General features: G+C 54.7%; 13 protein-coding genes and 1 pseudogene. 13 read left to right on the top strand and 1 reads right to left on the bottom strand.

From position 1 onward, the window contains the following. Nucleotides 1-5: 5 nt before the first annotated feature. The 3 genes from NYE48_RS20290 to NYE48_RS20280 are packed head-to-tail and all read left to right on the top strand — an operon-like array spanning nucleotide 6 to nucleotide 3,320. Nucleotides 6-887: a carbohydrate ABC transporter permease gene (locus NYE48_RS20290; protein WP_340999805.1), complete on the top strand. Its 882-nt coding sequence runs from the start codon at nucleotides 6-8 to the stop codon at nucleotides 885-887. After that, nucleotides 887-1,732, top strand: coding sequence for a carbohydrate ABC transporter permease (locus tag NYE48_RS20285; protein WP_212951813.1), 846 nt, complete (start codon nucleotides 887-889; stop codon nucleotides 1,730-1,732). The genes NYE48_RS20290 and NYE48_RS20285 overlap by 1 nt, the downstream gene beginning before the upstream one ends. A gap of 46 nt (nucleotides 1,733-1,778) precedes the next feature. Beyond that, the gene (locus NYE48_RS20280) at nucleotides 1,779-3,320 is read left to right on the top strand and encodes a DUF4127 family protein (RefSeq protein WP_340999804.1); all 1,542 of its coding nucleotides are present in this window, start codon (nucleotides 1,779-1,781) and stop codon (nucleotides 3,318-3,320) included. A 111-nt stretch (nucleotides 3,321-3,431) separates the two neighbouring features. Here NYE48_RS20280 and uraA read toward each other — a convergent pair whose 3' ends face one another. Then, the gene (uraA, locus tag NYE48_RS20275; protein WP_340999803.1) at nucleotides 3,432-4,736 is read right to left on the bottom strand and encodes a uracil permease; all 1,305 of its coding nucleotides are present in this window, start codon (nucleotides 4,734-4,736) and stop codon (nucleotides 3,432-3,434) included. Between the two features lie 307 nt (nucleotides 4,737-5,043). On the opposite strand from uraA, the gene NYE48_RS20270 reads away from it, so the two are divergent. From NYE48_RS20270 to NYE48_RS20225, 10 genes and pseudogenes are all read left to right on the top strand, one after another. Beyond that, nucleotides 5,044-7,224, top strand: a complete 2,181-nt coding sequence (locus NYE48_RS20270; protein WP_036711209.1) for a RelA/SpoT family protein — start codon at nucleotides 5,044-5,046, stop codon at nucleotides 7,222-7,224. 34 nt (nucleotides 7,225-7,258) lie between these two features. After that, a complete protein-coding gene (gene dtd, locus NYE48_RS20265) occupies nucleotides 7,259-7,708 on the top strand; it encodes a D-aminoacyl-tRNA deacylase (RefSeq protein WP_340999802.1) in 450 nt (149 codons plus the stop codon). 67 nt (nucleotides 7,709-7,775) lie between these two features. After that, complete coding sequence (locus tag NYE48_RS20260; protein WP_339323914.1) at nucleotides 7,776-7,937, top strand: hypothetical protein; 162 nt, start codon at nucleotides 7,776-7,778, stop codon at nucleotides 7,935-7,937. A 144-nt stretch (nucleotides 7,938-8,081) separates the two neighbouring features. Next, a complete protein-coding gene (locus NYE48_RS20255) occupies nucleotides 8,082-8,555 on the top strand; it encodes a hypothetical protein (protein ID WP_340999801.1) in 474 nt (157 codons plus the stop codon). 640 nt (nucleotides 8,556-9,195) lie between these two features. Continuing rightward, the gene (gene hisS, locus NYE48_RS20250; RefSeq protein ID WP_036711216.1) at nucleotides 9,196-10,452 is read left to right on the top strand and encodes a histidine--tRNA ligase; all 1,257 of its coding nucleotides are present in this window, start codon (nucleotides 9,196-9,198) and stop codon (nucleotides 10,450-10,452) included. Between the two features lie 31 nt (nucleotides 10,453-10,483). Next, entirely contained in the window at nucleotides 10,484-12,268 is a 1,785-nt protein-coding gene (gene aspS, locus NYE48_RS20245) for an aspartate--tRNA ligase (RefSeq protein WP_212951788.1), read from the top strand. 23 nt (nucleotides 12,269-12,291) lie between these two features. Next, nucleotides 12,292-13,047: a tRNA threonylcarbamoyladenosine dehydratase gene (locus NYE48_RS20240; protein WP_036711218.1), complete on the top strand. Its 756-nt coding sequence runs from the start codon at nucleotides 12,292-12,294 to the stop codon at nucleotides 13,045-13,047. Between the two features lie 137 nt (nucleotides 13,048-13,184). Continuing rightward, nucleotides 13,185-14,018, top strand: a pseudogene (locus NYE48_RS20235) (solute carrier family 23 protein); the annotation flags it as partial. 95 nt (nucleotides 14,019-14,113) lie between these two features. Further along, entirely contained in the window at nucleotides 14,114-15,076 is a 963-nt protein-coding gene (locus tag NYE48_RS20230; protein WP_036711221.1) for a 3'-5' exoribonuclease YhaM family protein, read from the top strand. A gap of 17 nt (nucleotides 15,077-15,093) precedes the next feature. Further along, the gene (locus NYE48_RS20225; protein WP_340999800.1) at nucleotides 15,094-15,891 is read left to right on the top strand and encodes an endonuclease/exonuclease/phosphatase family protein; all 798 of its coding nucleotides are present in this window, start codon (nucleotides 15,094-15,096) and stop codon (nucleotides 15,889-15,891) included. Nucleotides 15,892-16,248: the final 357 nt, after the last annotated feature.

The following is a 16,248-nucleotide window of genomic DNA, read 5'->3' as shown; positions in this document are numbered from 1 at the left end:
GCGGCATGCGCAGATGGGTGCGTTCGGAAGCCTTCTCAGCTTGGGCGTTTATGGCGCCCGGGCTGGCTCTAATAGCGGTGTTTGTATTTTGGCCGATCATATACGGGATTCCGCTGTCCTTTACCGATTATTCCGTCATTTCCGAAACCCACTATGTTGGCTTGGATAATTTCGTGAAGGCTTTTCAGGATCATAACTTTTTGATTTCGCTGTGGAATTCGCTTTTGTACGTCATCGTCGTGCCGGTGATCCAGGTTTTATCGATTTTGATGGCGATTTTGGTGAACGGGAACATACCCGGCGTCAAAATATTCCGTACGGCCTATTACATCCCGGTCGTGACTTCGATGGTGGCCGTCGCCCTGATCTGGAGCTGGCTGCTCAGCAGCAACGGCGTCGTCAATTTCCTGCTGATGAAAATCGGGCTTATCCATGAACAGGTTGCCTGGCTGTCGACCAGCAGCACCGCGTTGTTCGTGCTCATGTTCATTACGATGTGGAAAGGGCTCGGATACTACATGATGCTTTATTTGGCGGGACTGCAGGGCATCCCCTCGGATCTGTACGAGGCCGCCCGGGTGGACGGCGCGAGCCGCTGGCGTTCGATTTGGAGCATCACCGTGCCGCTGCTTCGGCCGCATATCCTGTTTTGCACGCTGATTTCGCTCATGGGCGCCATCCGGGTATTCGACGAGGTCTACATTTTGACCAAAGGCGGTCCGGGGAACTCGACGTTAACCTCCAGCGTTTACATTTTCCAAAAAGGCCTGGAGCAGTTCAACTTCGGTTATGCGTCGGCGCTGGGGCTGATCGTCAGCGTCCTGATCGGCGCGCTCAGCGTGCTTGTCTTCCGCTTTAACCGCAGAGGGGGTGTACATCCCTATTGATGGCGACGACGACTTATGCGAAAAAATGGTTGACGGGCGTGCGGCTTGCGGTCGTGTACGTCCTGCTGCTGGCACTGGCCTTATTTATGATGGGACCTTTTCTGTGGCTGCTCAGCGTGTCGCTGATGCCCGGCAAAAACGTGTTTGCCAATCCTCCGGCCATTTTGCCGACGTTTATCGATTTCGATAACTACGTGAAAGTATGGCAGTTCATGAGTTTTCCGAAATACATTTACAACACGGTGGTCATTGCGGCGCTCGGGGTGGTCAGCAATGTCGTTTTATCCGCATTGACGGCTTACCCGCTTGCGACCTTCCGCTTCAAAGGCAGAAATTTCGTTTTCGGGCTGCTGGTGGCGACGATGATCATTCCGTCTTCGACGGCCATGATCGTACACTATTTGACCATTCAGTGGCTGCATCTTACAGGTTCTTTTCTCGGGGTGGTGCTGCCTTCGGCCGTTTCGGTGTTCAACATTTTCCTGATGCGGCAGACCTTTCTGAGCGTTCCGACGGACATCCGCGATTCGGGCAAAATGGACGGCGCCTCCGAATACCGGATATGGTGGCAGCTCGTGCTGCCGCTCGTCAAACCGGCGATCGCGGTGATCTCATTGCTGGAGATGATGGCGTTTTGGAACAACTTTTTGTGGCCGATCGTCGTGCTGGACGATCCGCAGAAGTATCCGCTTGCCGCGGCGCTGACGTTCCTGAACGGACAGTTTTCCTATAATTTCGGCTGGATCGCGGCGGGAACGATGATTTCGGTGCTGCCGATCATCATCGTATTCCTGTTTACGCAGCGGTATTATATGGAGGGCATCGCGGGAGCGATCAAAGGCTAGGCGGCGGGGGATGGACTTTTATATGAAAAAGGGAGCTTGTTAACCGATGGGGAAGCTGCACAAAATCGTCTATATGCCGCTGGATGAACGGCCTTGCAACTACCAATTTCCTTACCTGCTGGCGCAGGGAACCGGCGTCCGCATGGCGCGCCCGCCCATGGAGATGATGGGACTGAAAAAAAGGCCGGGGGACACGGACCGGTTATGGGCCTGGCTTGAGGAACAGACTGCGGATGCGGACGGCGCCGTCATAGCGCTGGATGCGCTGCTGTACGGCGGCATCGTCCCATCCAGGCTGCATCCTATGGAAGAACCGCAGCTCAGGGAACGTCTGCAAAAACTGCGGGGGCTGAAGGAGCGCAATCCGGGTCTGAACATATTCGCCTTTCAGCTGATCATGCGCTGTCCCCAATATTCGTCCTCCGACGAGGAACCGGATTATTACGCCGATTGGGGGCGGGATATTTTCCGGAAAGGATACAACGGCCACCGGTCGGAGCTGGGGCTCGCTGCCCCCGGGGAACTGGAGGAGCTGGCGAAGATCGACAGCCGTCTTCCCGCCGGCGTTCTGGAGGATTATTTGCGCCGCAGATCCGTCAACATCGGGGCGATCGGCTACGCGCTTCGGCTCGCTGCCGAAGGCGTCATCGATTTTATGGTTATCCCGCAGGACGATGCGGCGCTTTACGGGTACACGGCAAAGGACCAGCAGAAGGTGCGGGCCCTGATCTCGGAGCTCGATTTGGAGCTGAAAACGTACATGTACCCCGGAGCGGACGAAGTCGGCTGCACGCTGCTGGCCAGAATGGTCAACGAAAGCCTGAACGCAGTTCCGCTCGTGTATGCGAGGCTGGCCGCCGCCCGGGGAGCTTGGGTAACCCCGCTGTACGAGGACCGCGTTCTCCACGAAAGCCTGAAATGCCAAATCATGGCCGCAGGCGGTTTGATGGCGTCCTCGGCAGACGAGGCGGATCTCGTGCTGCTCGTGAACACGCCCGGGGAAACGATGGCGGAAGCATCCGTTCAAGAGGAGCCCGATTGGAGTGACGAGGTATCCCGGAACATCGTCGAACTGGCCGAATACGGGGATTACATGCTTCGCCGCAAAGGAAAACCGGTGGCCGTAGCCGATGTGGCTTACGCAAACTGCGCGGATCGCAAACTGCTGAAGCTGCTGAAGCACAAAGGTCTTCTCTTCGAATTGGCGGGTTATGCCGGCTGGAACACGAGCGGAAATACGCTGGGAACGGTCATCGCGCAGTCGTTTTTGTATCTTCGTTTCGGCCGGACGCCGCAGCATCTGGATTTTTTGGGTCTGCGCTACGCGGAGGATTTGTGTTACTGCACCGTCGTCCGCACGAAACTGAATCAAGGCGAAGTCGAAGCGATGGGGCTCAGCCGATTTCAGCTGGACGGACCGCGGGGAAAAGTTGCCCGGCTGGTGCGGGAGCGTCTGGCGGATGAGCTCCGGCAGCGCATTGACGGAAGCGGGGGACGCGTCGAAATAACGGATTGCTTCCTGCCGTGGAACAGGACCTTTGAAGCGGGGCTAAGCGTTCGTTATTATCCGCCGGATGAGGAAGGCTAAGACTGCATCGGGTTCCAGCCCCGGCATGTTTCATTCGGATTTGGCAAAAGCATAAAAAACAGAGCCGGCAGCGCCCCTTACAAGGGCTTGTCCGGCTCTGTTTATTTGGGATCAGTCTGGAGTCACTTCAACAAGTTCGTCGTTTTTTTCGTTGGAAAGGCCAAGCACGTCAATCAGCTTGAAGAACAAGCTCAGCAACATGCCCACGATCGTTGCCAGCGCCATCCCTTTCAAATGGACGTTGCCGATATCGAGCTGCACGCCGCTGATGCCGACGACCAGCACGAGCGTGGCAAGGATCATGTTCGTCGGTTTCGAAAAATCGACCTTTTGCTCGACGAAAATACGCAGGCCCGAAGCGGCGATGACCCCGAAGAGCAGCAGCGACACGCCGCCCATGACGGGTTCCGGGATGTTTGCGATGACCGAAGAAAACGTGCCCGAGAAGGACAGCACGATGGCGATGACGGCGGCCCCGCCGATCACGAACACCGAGTAGACCTTGGTCAGCGCCATCACCCCGATGTTTTCGCCGTACGTCGTGTTCGGGGTAGAGCCGACGAATCCGGACAGGACGGTCGAAATGCCGTTACCGAGCAAAGAGCGGTTCAGGCCGGGATCTTTGGACAAGTCTTTGCCGACGATGTTGCTTGTGACCAGCAAATGCCCGATATGCTCGACGATGACGACCAGCGATACAGGAATGATAGTAAGGATCGCATTCATATCGAATTTAGGAGTGGTGATCGTCGGCATCGAAATGAGATGTGCGCTTGCGATGGCCCCTTTGTTGATCATGCCTGGCATAAAGTAAGCAACCACGTATCCGGTGACGATCCCGATCAGGATGTGGATGATTTTCGGAAAACCGCGGAACAGCACGGCGCCGATGACGGTGACGCCAAGCGTCGTCATGGACAGGATGACGGCGTTCGGATTAAACCAATCTGCTGAAGCGCCGTCCTTCGGGATCAGGCCGGCCATGCCGGCTGCGGTAGGCACGAGTTCAAGGCCGATCGTGGCGACGATGGCGCCCATGGCCGCGGGAGGGAAAACGACGTCGATCCATTTCGTTCCGGCGTATTGCACGATCAGTCCGACGATGATGAAGATGATGCCGGTAACGATAAACGCCCCGAGCGCGAGCGGATAGTTGTCCGTATCTTTCAGCAGTACGGCTTGCACAGGCGAAATAAACGCGAAGCTGGAGCCGAGGTAGGCGGGGATTTTTCCGCTGCAGATCAAAATGTACAGCAGGGTGCCGATGCCGTTCATCAGCAAAATCATGCCGGGGTCGACGCCGAACAGGTTAGGCACGAGGACCGTGCTGCCGAACATGGCGAACAGGTGCTGCAGGCTGAGAAGGAATCCCGGGCCAAGCGGAAGCCTTTCATGGACTTGAATTTCGCGTTGCAAGGTTCTTCACTCCTAAATATGAAATATTTTCGTATCTCGAATTGCATTCAATGAACTAGATTAGCTAAGATGCCGACATTTTTCAATCATTTTTTATGTGATTATGGCCAAATTCGATGATAAAAATTGACGAAAAACCAAAAACACCGGCATGTTCCGTCCAAACCTCCCTGTTCCTGGCAAGAAATATTGACGCGGAGCCTTTCAAGCGTCATAATTATAGGAAATCTTATTTGACCAGGGAACCTGCTTAGGATAAACGTTTGCGGGTTCTATTTCATATAGAAGGGAAACGGAAACGACTAGAATGGGCATAGAGCGATTACTTGAAAAGGCAGGAGCCTATATCAAAGAACCGGATTTGAGCCGCATCCGCGAAGCCTATGAATTTGCGGAGCAAGCTCATCACGGACAGGTGCGCAAATCCGGCGAACCCTATATTCTGCATCCGCTTGCGGTTGCAGAAATTGTCGTGGGCTTGATGATGGATACGACCTCCATCGTCGCTGCGCTGCTGCATGATGTCGTTGAGGATACGACTGTATCGCTGGAAGAAATCCGGGACAAGTTCGGCGACGCCTGCGCGATGCTGGTTGACGGATTGACCAAACTGGAGCGTATCCAGTTCCGTTCCAAAGAAGAGCAGCAGAACGAAAATTACCGCAAAATGTTTATCGCCATGGCGCAGGATATCCGGGTCATCGTGATTAAGCTTGCGGACCGGCTTCATAATATGCGTACTTTAAAATACCAGTCGGAAGAGAGCCAGCGGCGGATCGCGTACGAAACGCTCGAAATTTTTTGCCCGATCGCGGACCGGCTCGGTATTTCGGCGATCAAAAGCGAAATGGAAGACCTGTCGCTTCGCTATCTCAACCCTCAGCAATATTACCGGATCGCCAACCTGATTCATAAAAAACGTGCCGAACGGGAACAGTTTGTCGAAAACGTCATCGCCAAAATCCGCGAAAAGCTGGACGAAATGGGGATCGAAGGCGATCTGTCCGGCCGGCCGAAGCATATATACAGCGTTTTTAACAAAATGACGTCCAAAAACAAGCAGTTTAACGAAATTTACGACCTGATCGCGATCCGGGTCATCGTCGACAACATCAAGGATTGTTATGCCACGCTCGGCATCATTCATACGTTATGGAAGCCGATGCCCGGACGGTTCAAAGATTACATCGCCATGCCGAAGGCGAACATGTACCAATCGCTTCATACGACGGTGGTCGGCCCCAACGGGGAACCGACGGAAGTGCAGATCCGGACGTGGGATATGCACCGGACGGCCGAATACGGGATCGCGGCTCACTGGGCGTATAAGGAAGGGACGACGCCGGCCGGAGGCAATTTTGAAAATAAAATGACTTTCTTCCGGGAAATTTTGGAGCTTCAGCATGAAGCGAAGGATGCTTCCGAGTTCGTGGAATCCCTTAAGATGGATTTCTTTTCGGACCTCGTATTCGTGTTCACTCCGAAGGGCGAGGTTATTGAGCTGCCTTCAGGATCCGTGCCTCTGGATTTTGCTTACCGGATCCATACGGAGGTCGGAAACCGTACGATCGGAGCGAAGGTGAACGGGCGGATCGTGCCGCTGGACCATCGCTTGAAAACCGGAGATATCGTCGAAATCCTGACGTCCAAGCACTCCTACGGACCAAGCGGGGACTGGCTGAAGATTGCCCAGTCTTCCCACGCCAGAAGCAAAATCAAGCAGTGGTTCAAAAAGGAAAAACGCGAAGAAAACGTCGAAAAAGGCCGCGACATGATCGAACGAGAGCTGAAAAACCGCGGGCTCGATCCTGCCGAATGGACCACGGACGACAAGCTGCTGGAAGTCGCCAAAAAGTTTGCCTTCAACGACGTGGAGGATATGCTTTCAGGCATCGGATTCGGGGGCATCACGGCCGCCCAAATTTGCACCCGCTTGACGGAACGCCTCCGCAAAGAGCAGGAAGAAGCCAATCTGCTGGAGCTGACGACGGAGAAAAAGGAAATCAAGGCCCCTTCGGAAAAACGATCCCGCCCGACCAACGGCGTGCGCGTCAAAGGAATCGACAATTTGCTGGTCCGTTTTGCGCGCTGCTGCAACCCTGTGCCGGGGGACGATATCGTCGGTTACGTTACCCGCGGACGGGGCGTTTCCGTACACCGCTCGGATTGCCCGAACATTCAGGCGTCGGAGGAAAGCGAGGATGCAGCCCGCGTGATCGAGGTCGAATGGGAGACCGAAATCGAAGCGAATTACAGCGTCGACATCGAAATTACGGGCCATGACCGCAACGGCCTGCTGAACGAGGTGCTTCAGGCGGTATCCGAAAGCAAAACGAACATTTCCGCCGTCACCGGACGTTCGGACAAAAACAAGATGGCGCTGATCCACATGACCATCCTGATCCGCAACACGGATCATCTCCATTCGGTCGTGGAGCGGATCAAACGCGTCAAAGACGTTTATACCGTGCACCGGATCATTCAATAACATTCATCATTCAGCAAGCGGAGGGAATCGCAGCATGAGAGTCGTCGTTCAGCGCTGCAAGGAAGCGCAGGTTACCGTGAACGGAGAAATTACCGGCCGGATCGGCCAAGGTTTGATGGTCCTCGTAGGGGTTACCCATGAAGATACGGAAAAGGATGCGCAATATTTGGCCGACAAGGTCGCGGGCCTGCGCATTTTCGAGGACGGGGAAGGCAAAATGAATTACAGCGTCACCGATGTGGGCGGGGGGATTTTGTCCGTCTCGCAGTTTACGCTCTACGGCGATTGCCGCAAAGGCAAACGTCCGAATTTTATGGCTGCGGCCAAACCCGATCGGGCGCTTGAGCTGTACGAACGTTTTAACCGCGAGCTGTCCGCCAAAGGGCTGCAGGTCGAAACCGGCATTTTCGGCGAGATGATGGATGTCGCGTTTACGAACTGGGGTCCCGTCACGCTCATCATCGACAGCAAAACGACGGCATAAACCGGCGTCCCAAAGGGAATGCTGAAATATAGAACATCAGCAATTATCCGAAGGAGCCGTCCTATTTATGCGCCAATCTTTCCAAGGATCTGCCCTAAAGCAGCTGCCGCTTATCCCGCTTGAATCCGTGAAAGAAGCGGTCAAGCTGGAGCAGGCAAGGAAAATTCCTTTTCCTTTATGGCATGGATACGACAAGGGAAAAGGATCGCTGCCTTACCGCCAGCGCTAACAATCGAACAGTACCCATGCAAAGCAGGGCTTCCAGCATATCGGAACCCTGCTTTTTTAAATGATGGTTACACCGGTTTTCTTTGGGGTAATTACAGAGCATAAAGGTACACCAGAATCCTTCGAGAAAAAGGAGGCAATGATCATGTCGAAACAAATTCAGGCATACTTCAAAACGGAAGACGACGCCGAGCAAGCGAGAACGAAATTGATCGGCATCGAGACGGAGCATTTGGAGGTCGGCCGGCTCGGGACTGCGCTGGAGGGTAACAGGCGGATTCTGCTCCCGTTTGCCCCGGCGGGGATGACGGGCAATGGTGTATCGACCGGTTCCGCATCGGCTGCCGGCGTTTCCGGGGCGGCTTATACTCCTCCGGTGGTGATGTCGGTCGATGATGACGAGGGCGCGCGAGACCGGGATGGCGATGCAGCCGGGGAATCACCGGTGGAAAACCGGACCGCGGAAGACGTGTTACTGCCGGATTCCATGGATTTGTACACGGATCGATATGATGATCTTGAATACGTGCTTTCCTGCAAAGTGCGGGATGAGGATTATGCAAAAGTCGTCAACACGCTGCGCAATCACGGAGGTCACGTCGAAATCTTTGAGGAATGAGTAAAAGCCGGGCTTTTTAAAGCGGTTTCTTATTTGTAATATAACTGTAATATAAGCTTCATCATCCCTTAATATAGCCTGCTTATAATAACAGCATGACCCCCTTTTTTAATATAAAGTCTTTTGGACCTACAATCGGATTGTAGGTTTTTCTTTTGCCTGCCCCTTGACTTTAGTAAAGCAGTTCATTACAATCTAAAAATAATCCAAAAACCGATTCGATGACGGGACCAAGTAGTCCGCGCCCCACCATGCAGAGAGGAATCCCTTAGGCTGGAAGGATTCTATGGATGACCGGATGAATGACTTCCCCGAGAACACGCGTCGAAAACCGAGGGATCTGTGGATCCTTGCCAGTAGACGTGCTGCGCGTAACGGGCGTTAAACGTATGAGCGGATACGCTATATCAGCGGGTCCGGAATGTGGGTGGCACCACGGGAGATTGATCGATCCAATCCCTCGTCCCTGTTTGCTTATTGAAGCGGCAGGGCGAGGGATTTTTTGCATACCCGGCGGCTTTTGGCCCGTACTTTGATAAGCGATATGAAATACGAAAAGAAACATTCAAAAACGTATTTTGGCAAATGTTGAGCTTTGCTGCGAAATTTGCGGAAAATACATGGAGCAGGAGGTAGAACGATGGCTTACCAAAAACCGACAGGCACGCAGGATTTTTTGCCTGGAACCGTGGAAAAATGGCAGTCCGTCGAGGAAAAAGCCAGAGACTTGTGCCGGCGGTTCAATTACCGCGAAATCCGCACGCCGATGTTCGAGCAGACCGAATTGTTTGAACGCGGCGTCGGCGAAACGACGGATATCGTCGAAAAAGAAATGTACACGTTCAAGGACAAGGGCGACCGCAGCATGACGCTTCGTCCGGAGGGAACGGCGGGGGTCGTCCGTTCTTACGTGGAGAACAAGCTTTACGGGGAACCGGACGTCAGCAAGCTGTATTACATCGGACCGATGTTCCGCTACGAACGTCCGCAGGCCGGCCGTTATCGGCAGTTCCACCAGTTTGGCGTCGAAGCCTTCGGCGCGATCGATCCGGCGATCGATGCGGAAGTGGTGTCGCTTGGCTACCAGTTCTGCAAGGAACTAGGGCTGCAGGGCGTTAAGGTAGAGATCAACTCGGTCGGCAACCCGGCGAGCCGCGCGGCATACCGCGAAAAGCTGCTGGAATTCCTCACTCCGATGAAGGACCGTTTGTGCAAGGACTGCCAATCGCGGATGGAGCGAAATCCGTTGCGCGTGCTGGACTGCAAGGTCGATCAGGACAAATTCGTCGACGCGCCTTCGATTCTCGACAGTTTGGACGAGGAATGCACGACCCACTTTGAACAGGTCAAACGGTATTTGACGGATATGGACGTGGATTTCGAGGTGAACCACCGCATGGTTCGCGGCCTTGACTATTACACGCATACGGCTTTCGAATATAAAGCGCAGGGCATCGGCGCGATCGACACGATCGGCGGCGGCGGCCGCTACAACGGCCTCGTGGGCGAAATCGGCGGGCCGGATCAGCCTGGGATCGGATTCGGGCTCGGGCTCGAGCGCATCTTGCTGATCGTCGAGAAGCAGGAAATCGACCTGAACGCCGTTAAACCGCTGGACGTTTATTTCGTCGCGCTTGGCGAAGCGGCCGACCGGGAAATCACGAAGCTGCTGTATCTCGTCCGCAAGGAAGGATTGTCGGCCGAACGCGATTACCTGGGAAGAAAAATGAAGGCTCAAATGAAATCCGCGGACCGTTTTAACGCCAAAGTGACGGCGATCCTCGGCGACGACGAGCTGCAGCGGGGCGAAATCGCGCTGAAATCGATGGCGACCGGCGAACAGCAGACGGTAAAGCTGAGCGAGCTTGCAACGAAACTAAAGGAAATCGCCGAATAGGCATACCAAATATAAAAGGAGTTTGAGAATCATGCTTAGGACCCATCAATGCGGAAGCCTGACGACAGGCCACATCGGAGAAACCGTAACACTGAACGGCTGGGTGCAAACCCGCCGCGACCTCGGGGGCGTATTGTTCATCGACCTGCGCGACCGCAGCGGCATCGTGCAAATCGTATTCAACCCCGCGTATTCCGGGGAAGCGCTGGCGATTGCCGACAAGGTGCGCAGCGAATACGTGCTGGCGGTTACCGGTAAAGTCGTCAAACGCGATCCGGAAACGATCAACCCGAACCTGGCCACAGGCGAAATCGAAGTTCAAATCACCGAGATCGAAGTGCTGAACGGCGCCAAGACGCCTCCGTTTTTCATCGAAGACGGCGTAGAAGTCGACGAGTCGCTTCGCCTGAAATACCGTTACCTGGACCTGCGCCGCCCGGAAATGCAGAAAACGCTGCTGCTCCGCTCGAAAGCTTCGAAGATTTTCCGCGACTTCCTGGACGGCGAAGGGTTTATCGAAGTGGAAACGCCGATCCTGACCAAAAGCTCCCCGGAAGGCGCACGCGATTATCTCGTGCCAAGCCGGGTGCATGAAGGCGAATTTTTCGCTTTGCCGCAATCCCCTCAGCAGTATAAACAGCTTCTGATGGTGGGCGGCATCGAACGTTATTTCCAAATCGCCCGCTGCTTCCGGGACGAAGACTTGCGCGCAGACCGTCAGCCCGAATTCACGCAGGTCGACATCGAAACGTCCTTCATGAGCCGGGACGAGCTGCTGGGCATGATGGAAAAACTGATGGCCCGCCTGTTCAAGGAAACGATTAACGTCGACATTCCTTTGCCTTTCCAACGCCTGACCTACGCCGAAGCGATGGACAAATACGGCTCCGACAAACCGGACCTTCGTTTCGGGCTGGAACTGATTCAAGTCAGCGACCTGGTTGCGTCGAGCGGCGTCAAGGTGTTTGCTTCGGTCATCGAAAAAGGCGGAGAGGTCAAAGTGCTGAACGCCAAAGGCTGCGGCACGTGGAGCCGGAAGGAAATCGACGATCTGGGACCGTTCGCGGCCCGTTACGGCGCCAAAGGATTGGCATGGATTCAAGTCAAGGAAGGCGAATTCAAAGGGCCGATCGTCAAATTCTTTACCCCTGAAGAGATCGAAGCGCTGAGAGAGCGCACGGGAGCCGAGGAAGGCGACCTGCTGCTCTTCTCCGCCGACAATAAAAAGGTCGTTGCCGACGTGCTTGGCGCACTCCGCCTGAAAATCGGCAAACAACTCGGCCTGATCAACGAAAACGAGTTCAAATTCGCCTGGGTAGTCGACTTCCCGCTGCTGGAGTGGGATGAAGAAGAGAAACGCTACGTCGCTCTCCACCATCCGTTCACCCGTCCGCGCGATGAAGACCAGCATCTGTTTGAAACGAACCCGGGTCAAATTCTCGCCCAGGCGTACGATATCGTGCTGAACGGTTATGAAGTCGGCGGCGGTTCCATGCGGATCTACAAACGCGACATGCAGGAAAAAATGTTTGCGGCACTGGGATTGTCCCCGGAAGAAGCCCAAGACAAATTCGGCCACCTGCTCGAAGCGTTCGAATACGGCACGCCGCCGCACGGCGGAATCGCCTTCGGCCTGGACCGCCTCGTCATGCTTTTGGCCGGCCGCAGCAACCTGCGCGAAACGATCGCGTTCCCGAAAACGGCAAGCGCCACGGATCTGCTGATGGACGCGCCATCGCCGGTCGATGCGTCGCAGCTTGAACAGCTTCATATCAAAGTGGCGAAAAAACCTGCAGAGAAAAAAGTGAATGCTTAAATAAAGGGAGGCCTCCATACTCTATGCTCAACCAATTTTCCCGGACGGAACTGGCCATAGGACCGGAAGGTCTGGAAGCGATGAAAAACAGCACGGTGGCTGTCCTCGGAATCGGCGGCGTAGGCTCCATTGCGGTGGAGGCCCTCGCCCGCACGGGCGTCGGCAAGCTGATCCTGATCGACAAGGACGTCGTGGACATTACCAACATTAACCGGCAAATCCATGCGCTCACGACAACGATCGGCCAGAAAAAAGCGGATTTGATGGTGGAACGGATCAAGCTGATCAACCCCGAATGCGAAGCGATCGCCTTGAATATGTTTTATACCGAGGAAACCTGCGAGGAGCTTTTCAAATACGACCTGGATTACGTGCTTGACGCGTCCGATACCGTTTCGTACAAAATCCATCTGATCAAGGAATGCCTCAAGCGAAAAATTCCGATCATCTCCAGCATGGGCGCGGCCAACAAAATGGACCCGAGCCGCTTTCAGGTCGCGGACATTTCCAAGACGACGGTCGACCCGATCGCCCGCGTCATCCGCACCAAGCTGCGCAAGGAAGGCATCAAAAAAGGCGTGAAGGTCGTCTTTTCGACCGAAGAGCCAATGAAGCCGCGGGTGGACGTGACGGAAAAAATCGTGCCCGAAAATGCTCCGGAAATCCGCAAAGCGAAGCAGCCGCCGGCCAGCAACGCGTTTGTCCCGCCGGTAGCCGGACTTATCATGGTCGGCGAGGCCGTCAAGGATCTGCTGAAAAAGGCCGGGATCCGGGTGTAAAGAAAATCCCTTCCCGAAGCCAGAATGTGGTACAAAAAAAATGCGTGAAAAGTCGAGAAAAACCGACAATCACGCCTTTTTGTTTCATGCCCGGCAATGAGGGGTCATTTGCCGGGGGCTCGACATAGAGAGAGAAAATCGTCATTGCTCATCAAACGACGTTTGTTACGATCGGCCATTTCAGCGATCCTTCGGTCATCGTATCCTGCATTACGCTGCTGGTGGCGCTGATCCTGTTTATCCGCAACGTCCAAGGCGGCCTTTTGATCGCGATCCTGGCAGGCACCGGGCTGGCTTACCTGCTTGGAGCGGTCCAACCCGTGCAGCAGACGGAGCCTGGCCGCCTGTTCGAATCCTACGGGACGTTATTCGGGCAGCTTTCCTGGTCGGGAATCGGCAGCCTCGTGTTTTGGATCGCGGTATTTTTGCTGCTTTTGATCGTCGTGTTCGAAAACATCGGCCTGATCGCGGCCCAAACCCGGATGATCGGCCGTCCCGGCAATTTCAAGGGAAGCCTGCGGGCGTTGGCGCTGACGAATATCGTTGCCGGCGTTTTCGGCAGCAGCCCGATGGTCGCTTCGGCGGAGATAAGCGCGGGAATCGCGGCCGGCGGCCGGACAGGCCTTACGGCGCTCGTATCGGGCGCGTTATTTGGGGCGACGTTCTTTTTTATTCCGCTGCTCGCCTACATTCCGGACAGCGCGATCGCCCCGGTCCTGATCGTGATTGGCGGACTGATCGTGCAGAGCGTGAAGGAAATGGATTTCAGCGACATGACCGAAGCGTTTCCGGCCTTTTTGATCATGGTGATGATCCCTTTCACATACAGTATTGTGGATGGCATGGCTTTCGGATTCATCGCGTACCCGCTCGTCAAAATCGCCCGGGGAAAAAGCAGGGACGTTTCTCCGGTGCTTTATATCATCGCCGCTTTGTTCGTCGTCAACTTTGTGGTGCATGCCCTGCTGTAATACTGAAGCAAAGGTACAGGCAACGGGGCCGCTTGCTTGCAGCAGGCGGTTCCTTGCTTTTTCAAGCAAACGAGATTCGGGGGAGGAGATGCCATATGACGCTAATACAATCATTTACCGAAGGACAGGAAGTTACGGGATTTTATTTATTAAAAACGGCGATGGTCAAACAGACGAATTCCACGCCGCCCAAAGATTATTTGGATCTTGTCCTTGCGGACGCCAGCGGGGAAATTTCGGCTAAATTTTGGGATGCATCCGCGGCGGACAAGGAAACCTTTTTTGCTCCCATGCTCGTGAAGGTGCGCGGCGTCGTGCAGTTGTACCGCGAGCGGCTGCAGTTCAAGGTGAACAAAATCCGGCCGGCAACGGATGAAGACGGCTACAACATTACCGATTTCGTACGGTCCGCGCCGGTTCCGCCCAATGATCTGGTTTATGCGATCAAAACGGCGGCATATACGATTCAGGACACCGAAATCCAGATGATCATCGACCACTGCCTGAACAAAATCGGGGACAAATTGATGCATTACCCGGCCGCCAAAGGCATGCACCATGCTTTTTACGCCGGTCTGGCCTATCACATCGTGCGCATGCTGGAGTTAGCCGAGTTTATTTGCAAGCAGCGCCCTTTCCTCAACCGGGATTTGCTTGTGGCGGGCATCATCCTGCACGATATCGCCAAAACGGAGGAATTGACGGCGGAGCTGGGCATCGTCAGCGAATACAGCTTCACCGGCAAACTGCTGGGACATATTCCGCTTGCCGCCAGTTGGGTGACGGAAGCCGCGATGACGATCGGGGCGGACGTGAATTCGGAAAAAATCGTGTTGCTGCAGCATATGATTTTGTCGCATCATAATTTGCCGGAATGGGGCAGCTCCGTTCTGCCGCAAATTCCCGAGGCGCTTGCGCTGCACTTGATCGACCAGATGGATGCCAAGCTGCAGGCGGCGGAGGATGCGATCTCGATGATGCCGTCCACGGATGACTGGTCCGCGCCGGTAAGGGCGCTTGAGAACAAATCGTTTTACCGGGCCAAAGGAAACGAATGATGGAGGGGGAACTTCCGATGCAAAAAGCAGGCTATTCAGCTTCCGAAGGGCACGCCGGAAAGGCGTTCATCGTAGATCCGGACGGCGGGGAAAAGCCGGCGCTCCGGGTCATGACGTACAACATTCATCATGGCGAAGGGATGGACGGCATCGTGGACCTAAGGCGGATTGCCGCCGTGATTCGCGGCACCCGTCCCGATCTTGTGGCGCTGCAGGAGGTGGACCGCCATTTGTCCAGAAGCGGCGGCGTGGACCAGGCCGCGGAACTGGGAAGACTGACGGGCATGGATCACCGGTTCGCGAAGGCGGTCGCTTTTGACGGAGGCGAATACGGAATAGCCGTTCTCTCCAAACTTCCGATTGCCTCGGCGCATACGCTGACGCTGCCGAACGAACCGGGAGGAGAGCAGCGCGTGCTGCTGGCCGTTCAGCTGGCTCCGGAACACGGCCTTCCGTCATTCGTGTTTGCGGATACGCATTTGGAATGGCAGGAAAACGCCGAGCTGGCCGAACAGATCCGGTTGGCCCAAGCAAACGCGATCCAAAATGAGCTCAAGGACAAAACGCCGTTGATTCTGGCAGGGGATATGAACGCGCTGCCGGATTCCGCGACGATGCGCGTTTTTGCGGAAAACATGGCGGACGCTACGGCTCACATCGGGCCTACCCATGCCGAAGACGGCAAAATCGACTATATCCTGTTCGATGAAAACAGCGGGTGGAGGCTGGTTGGCGCCCAGGCGATCGAAGAGGATGCGGCGTCGGATCACCTTCCCGTTCTCGCTGTATTGGCGTGGGATCCGGTAAAGGCATGACGCAGCAAAAAACCGAAACAGGTCTCTTGCGGAAAGAGTCCGTTTCGGTTATATGAAAAAAAGAATGATGATTTGCATAATTTAATGAAACATGTTGCATGTGACATACGTATATGATACTATATAATGTACCCTTAAATTGATACCATATAGTCATTAACATTATAGCATATTTTCTCATTCGCGTCAATATTCATTTGAGGGCCGCAGCGAAGAAGATACAGGATATGTCGAAATGATCTTTAAAGGGGGAGGACGTACGTATGGCGAACGAGGAACATGAATTAGAGACAAATCGTGCCGATACGAACGATCAGGAGCAGGCCGTCCATTTTGCCGAAGCGGAGCTTCTGCCGA

Origin of the sequence: Paenibacillus sp. FSL M7-1455, assembly GCF_038004655.1 — a bacterium.
In the GTDB taxonomy this organism is placed as follows: domain Bacteria; phylum Bacillota; class Bacilli; order Paenibacillales; family Paenibacillaceae; genus Paenibacillus_AQ; species Paenibacillus_AQ cookii.
The sequence above is the reverse complement of the archived record's forward strand: the minus strand, read 5'-3'. Positions and strand labels throughout refer to the sequence as shown.

Excerpts from the sequence above, each read along its gene's own strand:
- dtd (WP_340999802.1), top strand. The coding sequence starts at position 7,259 with ATGAGAGTCGTCGTTCAGCGCTGCAAGGAAGCGCAGGTTACCGTGAAC.
- NYE48_RS20230 (WP_036711221.1), top strand. The coding sequence starts at position 14,114 with ATGACGCTAATACAATCATTTACCGAAGGACAGGAAGTTACGGGATTT.
- NYE48_RS20280 (WP_340999804.1), top strand. The coding sequence starts at position 1,779 with ATGGGGAAGCTGCACAAAATCGTCTATATGCCGCTGGATGAACGGCCT.
- aspS (WP_212951788.1), top strand. The coding sequence starts at position 10,484 with ATGCTTAGGACCCATCAATGCGGAAGCCTGACGACAGGCCACATCGGA.
- NYE48_RS20225 (WP_340999800.1), top strand. The coding sequence starts at position 15,094 with ATGCAAAAAGCAGGCTATTCAGCTTCCGAAGGGCACGCCGGAAAGGCG.
- NYE48_RS20270 (WP_036711209.1), top strand. The coding sequence starts at position 5,044 with ATGGGCATAGAGCGATTACTTGAAAAGGCAGGAGCCTATATCAAAGAA.
- NYE48_RS20260 (WP_339323914.1), top strand. The coding sequence starts at position 7,776 with ATGCGCCAATCTTTCCAAGGATCTGCCCTAAAGCAGCTGCCGCTTATC.
- NYE48_RS20290 (WP_340999805.1), top strand. The coding sequence starts at position 6 with ATGCGCAGATGGGTGCGTTCGGAAGCCTTCTCAGCTTGGGCGTTTATG.
- NYE48_RS20240 (WP_036711218.1), top strand. The coding sequence starts at position 12,292 with ATGCTCAACCAATTTTCCCGGACGGAACTGGCCATAGGACCGGAAGGT.
- NYE48_RS20255 (WP_340999801.1), top strand. The coding sequence starts at position 8,082 with ATGTCGAAACAAATTCAGGCATACTTCAAAACGGAAGACGACGCCGAG.
- NYE48_RS20285 (WP_212951813.1), top strand. The coding sequence starts at position 887 with ATGGCGACGACGACTTATGCGAAAAAATGGTTGACGGGCGTGCGGCTT.
- hisS (WP_036711216.1), top strand. The coding sequence starts at position 9,196 with ATGGCTTACCAAAAACCGACAGGCACGCAGGATTTTTTGCCTGGAACC.